This window comes from Haloarchaeobius litoreus, assembly GCF_024495425.1.
GTDB classification, from domain to species: Archaea; Halobacteriota; Halobacteria; order Halobacteriales; family Natrialbaceae; genus Haloarchaeobius; species Haloarchaeobius litoreus.
Map to the genome: position 1 here is coordinate 252,633 of NZ_JANHJR010000004.1, position 12,816 is coordinate 265,448.

General features: G+C 65.9%; 12 protein-coding genes. 4 read left to right on the top strand and 8 right to left on the bottom strand.

All coding sequences use genetic code 11. From position 1 onward, the window contains the following. The 3 genes from NOW55_RS18860 to NOW55_RS18870 form a co-directional block, all read right to left on the bottom strand. A complete protein-coding gene (locus tag NOW55_RS18860) occupies positions 1–969 on the bottom strand; it encodes an amidohydrolase family protein (protein WP_256401670.1) in 969 nt (322 codons plus the stop codon). Between the two features lie 131 nt (positions 970–1,100). Then, entirely contained in the window at positions 1,101–1,430 is a 330-nt protein-coding gene (locus NOW55_RS18865; RefSeq protein WP_256401671.1) for a Rieske (2Fe-2S) protein, read from the bottom strand. Further along, entirely contained in the window at positions 1,427–2,557 is a 1,131-nt protein-coding gene (locus NOW55_RS18870; protein WP_256401672.1) for an amidohydrolase family protein, read from the bottom strand. Before NOW55_RS18870 ends, NOW55_RS18865 begins: the two co-directional genes overlap by 4 nt. A gap of 153 nt (positions 2,558–2,710) precedes the next feature. Here NOW55_RS18870 and NOW55_RS18875 point away from each other — a divergent pair, with 153 nt between their 5' ends. After that, positions 2,711–4,165: an aldehyde dehydrogenase family protein gene (locus NOW55_RS18875; protein WP_256401673.1), complete on the top strand. Its 1,455-nt coding sequence runs from the start codon at positions 2,711–2,713 to the stop codon at positions 4,163–4,165. Between the two features lie 50 nt (positions 4,166–4,215). Then, positions 4,216–5,112 (top strand): EamA family transporter, encoded by an 897-nt coding sequence (locus NOW55_RS18880; protein ID WP_256401674.1) that lies wholly within the window; start codon positions 4,216–4,218, stop codon positions 5,110–5,112. Between the two features lie 19 nt (positions 5,113–5,131). Here NOW55_RS18880 and NOW55_RS18885 read toward each other — a convergent pair whose 3' ends face one another. The 5 genes from NOW55_RS18885 to NOW55_RS18905 form a co-directional block, all read right to left on the bottom strand. After that, positions 5,132–5,311, bottom strand: coding sequence for a hypothetical protein (locus NOW55_RS18885; protein WP_256401675.1), 180 nt, complete (start codon positions 5,309–5,311; stop codon positions 5,132–5,134). A gap of 8 nt (positions 5,312–5,319) precedes the next feature. Further along, a complete protein-coding gene (locus NOW55_RS18890; protein ID WP_256401676.1) occupies positions 5,320–5,826 on the bottom strand; it encodes a universal stress protein in 507 nt (168 codons plus the stop codon). A 22-nt stretch (positions 5,827–5,848) separates the two neighbouring features. After that, entirely contained in the window at positions 5,849–7,099 is a 1,251-nt protein-coding gene (locus NOW55_RS18895; protein WP_256401677.1) for an MFS transporter, read from the bottom strand. A gap of 223 nt (positions 7,100–7,322) precedes the next feature. After that, positions 7,323–8,459 carry an ABC transporter substrate-binding protein gene (locus NOW55_RS18900; protein WP_256401678.1) on the bottom strand — a complete coding sequence of 379 codons (1,137 nt, stop codon included), beginning with the start codon at positions 8,457–8,459 and terminating at the stop codon, positions 7,323–7,325. Positions 8,460–8,617: 158 nt separating this feature from the next. Further along, positions 8,618–9,433 (bottom strand): p-hydroxycinnamoyl CoA hydratase/lyase, encoded by an 816-nt coding sequence (locus NOW55_RS18905; RefSeq protein WP_256401679.1) that lies wholly within the window; start codon positions 9,431–9,433, stop codon positions 8,618–8,620. Positions 9,434–9,585: 152 nt separating this feature from the next. Between NOW55_RS18905 and NOW55_RS18910 the strand changes: the two genes are divergently transcribed. After that, entirely contained in the window at positions 9,586–11,136 is a 1,551-nt protein-coding gene (locus tag NOW55_RS18910; RefSeq protein WP_256401680.1) for a class I adenylate-forming enzyme family protein, read from the top strand. 127 nt (positions 11,137–11,263) lie between these two features. Next, positions 11,264–12,805, top strand: a complete 1,542-nt coding sequence (locus NOW55_RS18915; protein ID WP_256401681.1) for a UbiD family decarboxylase — start codon at positions 11,264–11,266, stop codon at positions 12,803–12,805. Positions 12,806–12,816 lie beyond the last annotated feature (11 nt).

Sequence of the window (12,816 nt, forward strand, 5' to 3'; positions counted from 1 at the left end):
TCAGAGCAGTGCCTCGACGTTCTCCTGGTAGATGGCCCTGCGCGCCTCGTCGTCCTCGACGCCGTCGACGAGGTCGACCGCCTGCCGCATGAAGCGCCGACCGCCCTCCGGTCCGAACGGATAGTCGGTACCGAACAGGACGTGGTCGTCGCCGAAGAACGCCCGACCACACTCGAATGCGGCCGGTTCGCCCCCGATGACGGTGTCGCCGTAGAACATCTCGAACTGCTCGCGGACCGAGGTCGAGAACTCGGGGGCCTCGAACTCGGGGTACATGTCCGGGTTGTTCACCCGCGCCTCGAAGAACGTGGTGAGCCGTCCGATGAAGTACGGTACCATCGCGCCCATGTGGTGCGTGACGACGGTGAGGTCCGGGTTCCGCTCGAACGCACCGCTGAACACGAGTCGGGCCATCGCGAGGCTGGTGTCGAACGGCCAGCCGAGCGTGCGATGCAGCTCGAACTCCGAGTCCCACGCGTGCCACTCGTGGAGCTGGGGGTGGAGCCAGATCGGCTTCCCCTCGCTCGCTGCGATGTCGTAGAGCGCCATGTGCGCCGGCGAGTCGATGGGACGGCCCGCCTCGTTCGAGAACAGCTGGACGCCCTTCATGTCGAGGTCGGTGATGCAGCGCTCGAACTCGGCCACGTAGTCGTCGGTGACGTACGGCAGCGTCGCGACCGGGATCAGTCGGTCCGGATGTTCGTCCGCCATCTCCCTGACGAGGTCGTTGGCCAGTCGTGTCATCGGCAGGGCGTCCTCGGGCGTCAGCCCGCGCCAGATGGGCGGATTGGCCAGCGAGAGCACCTGCCGGTCGATGCCGTTGTCGTCCATGTCCGCGATGCGGACGTCGAGGTTCCAGATCGGTTCGAAGTAGAGGTTCTCGAGCGCATCGGTCGGGTGTGTCTTCCGCATCGCCTCGTAGAACTCGGGTGGTGTGACGTGCGCAAACGCGTCTATCCGTTCGGCCATGCGAGTGAGTCTCTCTAGCAAACGAAATAGGTTTGGGTGCCACGGTCGCCGTGGCGAGGGTGCCTCCTGTCGCCCGTGACGCTCGATTCATCGCCGCACGCCTCCGCCGCTGGTCTCCCGGTCCCGCTTCCCTACAGGTCGACGACGACCTCGTCGCCGTCGACACTCACGTCGAACGTCCGGAGTCCGACCCGGTCGTCGACGACGCTCCGGCCCGTCTCCAGGTCGAACTCCCAGAAGTGCCACGGGCAGTGGACCGAGTTCCGGTCCTCGTCGATGGACGGGAGGTCCGAGTGCAGCACGCCCTTGCCGAGCGGTCCGCCCTTGTGGACACAGCGGTTCGAGATGGCGTGGAACTCGCCCTCCACGTTGAAGATGGCGATGGGGAGTCCGTCGACCTCGACGGCACGCCCCCCACCCTCCTCGAACTCCTCCACCGCGCCAACCACGTGCCGTGTCATATGCGGAACACGCGTTCGGCGTTCTTCGAGAGTATCTGCTCGCGCAGCTCCTCGTCGATGGCGCTGTGCTCGAACGTCCAGTTGTGGAGCTCGGTCGTGTAGTGCGGGAAGTCCGTCGCGAACAGCAGGTTCTCCTTCGCGTTGATCATCTCGAGCGTCGCCTCGAAGTGACGCGGGTTCTTCGGGATGCTCATCGGCTGGCTGGAGAACGAGAAGTTCTCGTCGATGTACTCGCTCGGCAGCTTGTCGAGGTAGACCTGCCCCATCTCGTGCATCCGCTCGGTCATCTGGATGTCCTCGGGGTGGTCCTGGTACATCTCGTCGAGCCGTTGGCCGACGAACGGCACCCAGTTCACGCCGCCCTCGATCATCGCGACCTGGAGTTCGGGGAACTTGTCGAACACGCCGGTCATGATCATGTTGCCGGTCATCATGATTGCACGGACCGGGTGGACCAGCCCGTACGCACACGACCAGGTGCGCAGCGACTGCCCGATGGGGTCCTTCTGGTTCCAGTTCGCGGTGCCGCCGCCGTGGAGTGCGAGCGGCAGGTCGCGGTCGACCAGTTCGGTGAACAGCTCGTCGTACTCCTTGTTCCCGAGCAGGTCGTAGTGGCCGAAGAAGCCGTACATCCCGACGATGTCCTCCTCGTCACCGACGCGGCGGACCTCCTCGGCGGCGAGCTCGGGGTCCCACTGGGGGATGAGCCCGACCGCCTTGATGTTCTCGTGCGTGGGCAGCACCTCCTCGATGATGTAGTCGTTGTACGCCATCGCGATCTCGGTCTTCATCAGGGGGTACTGGGAGTCGGGGAGTTTGTTGTAGCCCGGGGTCAGGATGGGCATGTCGATGCCCATCGCCTCCATGACCTCGACGATGTCCTCGCCGTCTTCGACCGTCCCGTGGGCCTCGAGCCCACCCTCTCCCATCGGCGTCGCGTAGCCGGGGAACCAGTACGACGTGGTCGGTGGGAACCCGGTTATCTTCAGGTTGCGCTTGACGACGTCACTCCGGATGTATGGGAGCAGTTTCTCCACTGGTGCCCTGAAGTGGAAGTCGACGTCCACCACGAACGCCTCCTCCATCTCCTCGGTGAGTGGAAACCGCTCCGACTCTATGACTGACATGCACACTCACGTTTCTCGTTTGAATACATAAGTCTGCCGTCATTTATCAGTACTTTTTATCTTCCGAGATGGGAGTTCTAGAACTTCTACACGAGGGTTCCGGGGGTTTCGGCCGTGGGAAACGATTAAGCGTGTGTGTAGCAAGGTCATGCCATGCGCTACGAGGGCCCGACAGAGCTGTATATCGACGGGAGCTGGACCAGTGCGAGCGCGGGAACGACCATCGAGACGGTCGACCCGGTGACCGAGGAGGTGTACGCGAGCATCGCCTGCGCCGAGGCCGAGGACGTCGACAGGGCGGTCGACGCCGCCGCCGTCGCCGCGGAGCGGGGGAGCGAGTGGCGGTCGCTCGACCCCGCCGACCGTGGCCGCTACCTCCACGCCTTCGCCGACGCGCTCGCGGAACTGGAGGACGAGATAACGATGGTCGAGTCCCACGACAACGGCAAGACGCCGTTCGAGGCCGGCCTCGACGTCGACATGGCCATCGACACGTTCCGGTACTACGCCGGCTGGACCGACAAGATACAGGGCGACACCATCCCCGTGCCCGGCGACCGCATCGACTACACCCGGCGCGAGCCCGTCGGGGTCACCGCACACATCGCCCCGTGGAACTACCCGTTCCAGCTCGCCGGTCGCTCACTCGCGCCCGCCCTCGCCTGCGGGAACACGGCGGTCCTCAAGCCGTCGAGCACGACACCGCTGAGCGCGCTCTACTTTGGTGAGGCCGCGGACCGGGCCGGGCTCCCGGACGGCGTGCTGAACGTGGTTCCGGGCTCCGGTCGCGAAGCCGGCACCGCCCTCGCGACGAACGGCGCAGTGGACCACATCGCCTTCACCGGCAGCACCGGTGTCGGGACGACCATCATGGAGCACGCCGCCAAGAACATCACGGGCGTGACGCTCGAACTCGGCGGGAAGGGCCCGAACATCGTCTTCCCCGACGCCAACCTCGACGCCGCCGCGAGCGGCTGTCACTACGGCATCTTCATGAACTGCGGCCAGATGTGCTGGGCGGGCTCGCGCCTGCTCGTCCACGAGGAGGTCCACGACGAGGTCGTCGACCGCGTCGTCGAGCGCGCCGAATCAACCCCGCTGGGCGGCGGTATCGACGACGACGGCCGGATGGGGCCGCTCGTCGCGGACTGGCACCGGGAGGACGTGCTCGACTACATCGAGACGGGCAAGGAGGAGGGTGCGACCCTGGCCACCGGTGGCGGCGTCCCCGAGGACAGGGACACCGGCTACTTCATCGAGCCCACGGTGTTCACCGACGTGACCAACGACATGACCATCGCCCGCGAGGAGATCTTCGGCCCCGTGCTCTCGGTCATCGAGTTCTCGGACACCCAGGAGGCCATCGATATCGCCAACGACTCGCCGTACGGCCTGCTTTCGGGCGTCTGGACCAAGCACATCGACACGGCCCACCACGTCGCCGAGTCCCTCGACTACGGGATGGTCAGCGTGAACGAGTACCCGGTCACCTTCCCGCAGACGCCGTTCGGCGGCTACAAGCAGAGCGGCTTCGGTCGGGAGCAGGGCACCCCGGCAATCGACGAGTACACGCAGGTCAAGAACGTCAACCTGAACATCGACCGGTAGACCAGTGACGGCAGCACCCACCGTGTCCGGACGCGAGGCCACGCACAGCCATGGTTGAGGCCGTCGGGGTGGGGCTCTCGGTCCTCGCGGCGCTCGCTCTCGGTGCCACCTCCATACTTGTCAGACTCGGCACGCAGGAGGGTCGCTCCCGGGATGTCGTCATGTACACGTTCGGGATGAACCTGCTGCTGGCAGTTCCGGTGACGGTGGTGTACCACTATCCCGACTACGGGCTGACGTGGGAAGCCGTCGGAGCCTTCTCGCTCGCCGGCCTCACGGGGACGCTCTGCGGTCGAGTGCTGTTCTACCGGAGCATCCAGGAGATCGGCGCGAGCCGCACCGAGCCGGTGAAGGCGACCCAGCCGCTGCACGCCGCGGTGGTCGCGGCGGTCGTCCTCGGCGAAGCCCTCACGGCGTCGAACCTGCTGGGCATCGCGCTCATCATCGCCGGACTCGCGGTCGTCTCGCGCGAGATCGTCACCAGCGAGGAGAGCCTCGTCGACGTTTCACCGGTGATGCTCGTCGTGCCGCTGGGGGCCGCGTTCTTCTTCGGCATCGAGCCCACCTTCGCCAAGCTCGGCTTCGCGGAGGGGACGCCGGTGCTCGTCGGGCTCGTCGTGAAGGTCGGTGCCGCCGCGCTGGGGATGGTGCTCTACCTCCGCTACCGGGGCATCACCGTACTGCCATCCCCCTCCGCGCTCGAACCCAGTGCCCGGAAGTGGATACTGCTCGCCGGCGTCACGAACACCTCGTTCCTGTTCGCGTACTACGCCGCGCTGGCGGTCTCGCCGGTCGTGATGGTCGTCCCCGTCGTGCAGATGAGCCCGCTCGTGGTCGCGGTGCTCTCGCTGCTGTTCCTTCCGCGAGTCGAACAGGTGACCGCGAAACTCGTGGGCGCGGCCGGTATCATCGTCGCCGGTGGCATCATCGTGACGCTGACGAGCTGAGGGCACGCCGGACTCTCCGCTACGAGCCGTCCGCCCCTGTTTCCTTCGTGAGCGCCCAGACGATGACGCCGTCCACGGCCGGACACTCGACGTACAGCTTCCGGAATCCCAGGCCGGGACTGAACCCGTCCGGGTCCTCCTGGACCGTGTGGCTGCCGACACAGTGTGGGCAGTCGAACTCGTCGCCTGGCAGCTCCATGTCCCGATTCACTCGTGCATACAGGTCATGACGGGTCGGTCCGTATTCAGGAGGATCGACTGCGTCGTGCTCCCGAACAGCGCCTTGCCCACGGGTGACCGCTTGCGGCCGCCGATGACCAGATACCGGGCGTCCGTCCGCTCGAGCTCCTGGGCGATCTCCTGGGTCGCCTCGCCGACCCGTCCCTTCGTCGTCACGGTCACGTCGGGGGCATCCCCGAGCGCGGTCTCCACCACCTGATCGGCGACCGCGGCGGCGTCGTTCGCGGCAGCGTCGATGGTGTACCCCCCGCTACTGTTCCCGTCGCCCGAGGACACCGATATCTGTCCCTTCGTCTCGATGGGGTAGGTGACCGAGTCCTCGGACGTGAGCCGTCCACGGACGCTCTCGTAGTGGTCCTCGGACATCACGTGCAGTACCTCGAGCTCCTCGTCGAAGGCTCGTGCGAGGTCCGCGCCGGTCTCGACTGTGACTTCGGAACCGTCCTCACCATCCACTGCCGCCAGGATTACCATGCCACTGCTTCGGTCAGCAGCGTCATAATTGTTGCTCCGGTCCAGTGCTCTCGACGGCCCCCTCGGCCTCCAGCGAGGGTTCCGGCGCGGTCCTTGCGAGCACGAGCCCGAGAGCCGACAGCACGACCGCGTAGCCGAAGACGCTGACGTAGGAACCGGTGTACTCGAACAGCGCGCCGGTGACGAGCGGGCCGACCGTCGCCCCGAGTACGGCCACCGCACTCGTCACCGACACCGCGGTCGCAGAGAGCGAGGGCGGCACGATCTCCCTCGCGTAGGCGAAGAAGATGCCGATGCCGAGCTGTATCGAGAGCCCGGCCACGCAGAGCACGAACACCAGCAGGAGCGGGTCACTGACGAGGCCGAGCGCGACGAACGCGGGCGTCGCGACGAGGAACGACCAGAACACGACCGGCCGTCGCCGTCCCCCGAACCAGGTGTCGGAGAGCAACCCCCCGCCCCACCGTGAGGCGATGCCCATCGCGGGGAAGAGCGCAACGAACGCCCCGCTGAACACCAGGGAGTAGTCGAACTCGCTCACCAGGTAGCTCGGCATCCAGTTCGTGAGCACCAGGAACGCCGAGAAGGAGACGAACGCGAGGATGGCGACCTGCCAGACCTGACGGTCGACGAGTGCGCGACGGAACTGGGCTCTCGTCGGCGTCTCGGTCTGCGGCGTCGTCGGTTCCGCGCAGCGCCAGGCGGCGACCACGAGCGCGACGTAGAGGCCAGCACAGACGACGCCGTAGACGACGAAGCTCCACGCCCAGCCGTCGGTCGCCAGCAGCGGTCCCGTGAACTGCCCGAGTGCGAATCCGGCGGGGGCGCTCGTCGTGAAGAACCCGACCACTGTGGCCCTGCTCCGCAGGTCGTACAGCCCGTTCGTGACGGTGATACCGGCAGTCCACATGACGACGGTGACGATACCGCCGAGGAACCGGGACCCCAGGAGCGACCAGTAGGCGTCTGCGGACGCCGCGTACCAGCCCCAGACGGCGACGAAGAGGAGTCCGGCCGTTGCCCATCCCACCAGCCTGACGTTGTGGTAGCGGTCGAGGAGTGCACCGACAGGAATGTTGGAAACCACCTGACCGGCGAGGGTGACGCTGATGAGCGCACTCGCCGCGAACGGGCCGATTCCCATCGACTCCCGCACCAGCGGAAAGACGCTGCTCGGCACGATGATGTAGGCATAGCCGACGGTCGTCAGCAGCCAGAACGTCACGACGACCGGGAGTCGGTCGTCGAGCCAGCCGTCCGGGTGGTCACTCATCTGACCGACGTGGGCCACTCGCGGCTGTCCTGATTCGTGGGCTCATACACACGGGTATCTCGTCGGGCTCGGCTTAAGCGTTCGCGACACGGACCGACCACTCGCGGGTGCCTCGCCTGCCGGGGGTTCGTGTCCGGGACACACCCCCATCACCAGAATATATACACCCTAAGGGTGTGTTTCCCGGCGCCACCACCGCACCTGTTCGACCTGTCGAGACGGATTACTCGAGGAAGCGCCGGTCGACCAGCGTGCTAGTGTCCGGAATCTCCGAGATGAGCTCGGTCTGCTGGGAGAGCTGCAGCCCGAGCTGGATCTTCGCCTCGGTCAGCTGGCTCGACTTCTCCCGGGGGAACATCTCGTCCTCCTTCGCGATGTCGATGGTCTCGGCCCAGACGTCCGCACCGAAGTCCGGGAAGTTCGTCGGCGAGTTCAGTGCGCTGTCGGCCAGTTCGGCCGAGTCGCCGCTGTAGACGTCGTTGTACGCGGCCTGCATCTCGTCGAAGACCACCTGGTACATCTCCTCCTGTTCGTTGATCTGGTCCTCCAGCAACGTCCACTGGGCCAGCGTCATCGGGTCGGTGTCGTCGTTCAGGTTGTAGAAGATCTTCGCGATACCGCGGTTCTGGGCGCTGATCGCACCACTGGTGAACACGGTCGTCGCGAGGGTGTCTCCGGACTGCATCGCCGCGATGCGGTTCGGCGTCCCGATGATGTACCGGTAGTTCACCTCGTCCGCGCTGCCGAGGTTCTGCCGGACAGCCGTCTTCAGCACGAGTGCCGAGAACGACTGCGGCGAGTGTGCGACGAGCGTCTCACCGCGAAGCTGCTCCCAGTCGTCGACCTCCTCCTGGACGATGACCTGCTGGGAGAACCGTTGCGAGAGCTCCATCACGGAGCGGATGGGGAACCCCTGCGAGGTCGCGTTGACGAGCGACGGCGGCGTGGTGTAGGCGAGGTCCACTTCACCACTGACCATCCCAGCCACCACACCGGTGAAGCCGCTGAAGGTCTGCGGTTCGATGGTGACACCACGGTCCTCCATCCGGCTGAGGAACGTCGTGTACGTCGGCAGGTTGTACACCGGTCGTGCCGGCGACGGGTGGCCGATACGGAGCGTGTCGGGCATCTCCACCGAGTCGTCGCCGCCATCAGTGGTGCCACCGCCACCACCGCCACCACCGCCACCGCCACCGTTGTCGTCCTCTGTGTCGGTGTCGTCCCCGCCACCACCGCCGCCCCCGAGGCAGCCGGCGAGACCGACGAGTGCACCACCGCCAGCGACCTTCAGGAATCGCCGCCTCTTCGATGCATCAGTTCCACCTGCTGTCCGCTGGACTCTGTCTGGTCGTTCGACCATAGTACCTTAACTCATAGAAGAGGATATAATCCTTTGGGTAATGTTATTACATGACACTCTCCGGCACGAAAGTGCATCGGTAGCCGCGTGCAGCGGGGATTGGAGGCTCCGGTCCGTCCCACGCTGTTCGCTCCGGTGACAGACGATATCGCCGTCGCCTACTCCCCCGAACGCTCCTCGTAGGACTCCAGACCGGGTCTGTACCGTCGGTCCTTGAACTGGCCGATCCCCTCGTCCACCCACTCGTCCTCCTGGTAGTACTTCATCTCCTCGCTCTTGCCCCGCTCGTAGTCCAGCGCACGGTCGAAGTCCATGTATCGGACTCGCTCGAGGACGGCGGTGTTGAACTGGAGTGCGACCGGGTTCTTCTCGACGAGGGAGTCCACGAGCTCCTCGACGGCCGACTCGTACTCGTCCTCGGAGACGGACATGGTCACCGCACCCATCTGGTCGGCCTCGGCACCGGAGAACGGTTCGCCGGTGGAGGTGTAGTAGAGCGCGTCGCGTCGGTTCATCGTGTTCACGGCAGCCCACATCGCCCCGCCACCGGGGATGATACCGAAGTTGATCTCGGAGAGCCCGAGGGTCGCCTCGTCGGTCGCGACCGCGAAGTCACAGACGGCCTGGAGGCAGTAGCCGGCACCGAACGTCCAGCCGTCGACCTTCGCGACGGTCGGGCGTCGGTACTCGTACAGCGTCGTGAACATCCTGCCCGTCTTCCGACCAGCCTCGTAGAACGCACGTGGCCCCTCCTTTCTCGGCTCGTGGAACCGTTTCTCCAGGTCCATCCCGGCGCAGAACGCCTCACCTTCGCCTTCGACGACGACCACCCGTACCCGGTCCTCGACCCGTGCAAGCGCGTCGTCGAGCTCCGCCGCGAGCTCCGGCACGATGGCGTTCCGTTTCTCGGGGCGGTCGAGCGTGACAGTCGCCACGCCATCCTCCTCTGTCAGCCGCACGTGTTCGTAGGTCACGGTGTCTGGAAGCTTCTGGGGCAGTCCTCGTTAATGTGCCGGTCGTCAACATCCCGCATAGATGGCCTGCAGGTTGCCGTCCGGGTTCCCTCACCCGGCGCGCGTGGGGCGGACGCAAACAGGTATTACTCGCTCCGTCGAAGGCTACGCACATGGCGCACGGAACGACCCTGCTGGACAGCATCGCGGCGGGGGCCCGTTGGTACCCAGACAGGGAGGCACTCGTCCAGGGTGAACGCGACCGGACAGTGACCTACGGGGAGCTGTACGAAGCCAGCCGATCGGTCGCCCACGGCCTCCGGGGTGCCGGCGTCGAACCGGGTGACAGGGTCGCGATGGTCGACCGTTCGACGGTCGAACACACCATCGCCTTCCTCGGCGTGCTGTGGGCGGGGGCGCTTCCGGCGACCGTCCACTTCCGCGAGTCCCAGGAGACGATCACGGCGATGGTGGACCGACTCGACCCGACCGCCGTCGTGTTCCAGCCAGACCTGCACGACGTCGTCTCACCCCTCGTCGACACCCTCGCCTCGGTCGAACTGTTCGTCGCACTCGACGGACTCGGGGACGTCCCGTCGTTCGCGCGACCGATGACGGAGCTCCGCGAGACCGACCCCGGCGAGCTCCCGTCGGTCGCACCCACCGACAGGGCGTTCATCAACTTCTCCTCGGGCACGACCGGTGTGCCGAAACCCGTCGTCCACACGCACGCGAACGTCGTCGAGAGCAGCCACCTCGGCATCTTCAAGAAGCAGATCGGGCCGCGGACCCGGACCCTGAAGACGAACACGCCGTCGTTCATCGCGTGGGCCAACGCGACGTTCCCCACACTGACGGCCGGCGCGACGGTCGTCTACCTGGAACGCTCCGACCCCGCGGAGATTCTCGCGACCGTCGAGGCCGAACGGGTCACGTCGCTGGTGCTCGTCCCGACGGTCTGGAAGCACATCGTCGCGGCGGGTACCACCGCGTACGACCTCACGTCGGTGGAACTTGCGGGATACGCCGGAGCACCGCTCGACCCGCCGCTGTTCGAGGCCATCCGAACCTCCATCTGCGAGCGCGTCACGACGATGTACGGGACGACCGAGACGATGTCGTCCTCGACCGTGCTGTTCCCCGAGGACGTCACGACGGAGACACTCGACAGCATCGGGTACCCGGCCCCGAACACGGAGCTCAGACTCGTCGAGCCGGACTCCCGGGACCCGTCGGCCGAGGTCGCACAGGGGGACCCCGGCGAGATACTCATCCGTGGCCCCTGCGTGGCGGACGAGATCTGGGACGACCCGGCGGCGACCGCCGACAGCTTCCACGACGATGGCTGGGTGTACACCGGCGACCTCGCGGCCGTCGGTGACGACGGGCTCCTCTACCTGCTCGGCCGAGCGGACAACATGATTCTGAGTGGTGGCATCAACGTCTATCCGGAGAAGGTACGAGCGGCCCTCGTCGATCATCCGCGTATCGAGGACGCCGCCGTGGTCGGTGTTCCGCACCCGGAGTGGGGTGAGACGCCGAAGGCGTTCATCGTCTCTGCCGACCCGGAACTCGACGAGGCCGACCTCGAGGAGCTCTGCCGCGAACTGCCCGCCCTCGCGGACTACCAGCGCCCCCGGCGCTTCGAACTGGTCGACTCGCTTCCCCGGACCGGGACGAACAAGCTGGACTACGCGGCGCTTCGTGGGTCCACGTCGAACTGAGCACGGACACCGTTCCGCCCTGTGGATCCGGAGTTTTCGCCGCCTTCCGCCGCAAAATTCCAAATTCCGCGCATCTATCATGAAAATTACCAAAGTGTATATGGCACGTCGAAACATGGGTGCCACCATGGCACAACGGAGCATGCAGCATGACCTGCGGGCGTGGCTCTCCGAGGTGGAACAGGCAGACTCGTTGAAGCGGATAGACAGCGAGGTCGACTGGGACGAGGAGATGGCCGCCATCACCTACGTCTCGCACAAGGAGGAGGGAGCCCCGGCACTGCTCTTCGAGAACGTGAAGGACTACCCCGAGGGGTACCGGGTACTGTTCAACATGTTCTCCTCGAGCCCGACCCGACTGGGCATCGCGATGAGGGAGGGGCCGGATCTGGGCGAACACGACCTCATCCAGTCAGCGCGGGACAAACTCACAGCCCGGAAGGAACCGGAGCAGGTCTCACAGGACGACGCCGCAGTCTTCGAGAACACCGACGAGGGTGACGACGTGGACCTCTGGAAGTTCCCGGTCCCGAAGATGTGGCCCGGTGACGGCGGTCGGTTCATCGGGACGGCCGACCTGACCATCACCCGGAACCCCGAGACGGGCGCACTCAACATGGGGACGTACCGGCAGATGATACACAACGAGAACCAGACCGGGCTGTTCACCTCGCCCGGGAAGGACCTCCGTCTGCACATGAAGAAGGCGTGGGCGAAGGGCGAGCCGCTGGAAGTAGTCGCTGTCTACGGGGTGTTACCCGAACTCTATCTCGCGTCACAGCTCACCTTCGGGGAGGACCTGTCCGAACTGGAGGTCGCGGGTGGCATCCGCGACGCACCAATCGAGGTCACGGAGGGGCAGATAACCGACCTCCCGATTCCGGCGAACGCCGAGATCGCGGTCGAGGGCAAGCTCTACCCGAACGAGCAGAAGATGGAGGGCCCCTTCGGGGAGTTCACCGGCTACTACGGCCGGCCCGAGGAGCCCGCCGAGGTCCACACGGTCGAGGCGGTCCACCACCGCGACGACCCCATCCTGACCTGCGCGCTGATGGCGGACTACCCCGGCTGCGACATCAACCTCACCTACAGCGTCGGTCGCTCGGCACGTATCTGGAACGACCTCGACACGCTCGGCATTCCGGGCGTGAAGGGCGTCTACGCGCACCCCGCGGGTGCGTCCGGGATGTCGATGACGGTCGTCTCCATCGAACAGCAGTACGCCGGCCACGCGAACCAGGCCGCGACGATCGCCGCACAGTGCCCGGGCGGTGCGTACTTCAGCAAGTTCATCGTCGTCGTCGACGAGGACGTGAACCCCGCCGACACGAACCAGGTCATCTGGGCGATGGCGACCCGCTGGGACGCCGAACAGCACACCGACATGCTCACCGACACGTGGAGCACGCCGCTGGACCCGTCACGGAACCCGCCCGAGGACCGCCCGTACGGCTCGCAACTGCTCATCGACGCGACGAAGGAACACAAGTACATCGACGACTTCCCACCACGCACGGCCGTCAGGGAGGAGATGTACGACAACGTCGTCGACCGCTGGGACGAACTCGGCTTCGACTTCGACCCACCGAGCCTCCCGCTGTTCTTCGCGGACACCGGAACGCCCGGCGGCAGCGACGACGAGACCAGCGACGGGCACATGGAGATGTGAGACGGGGGGAG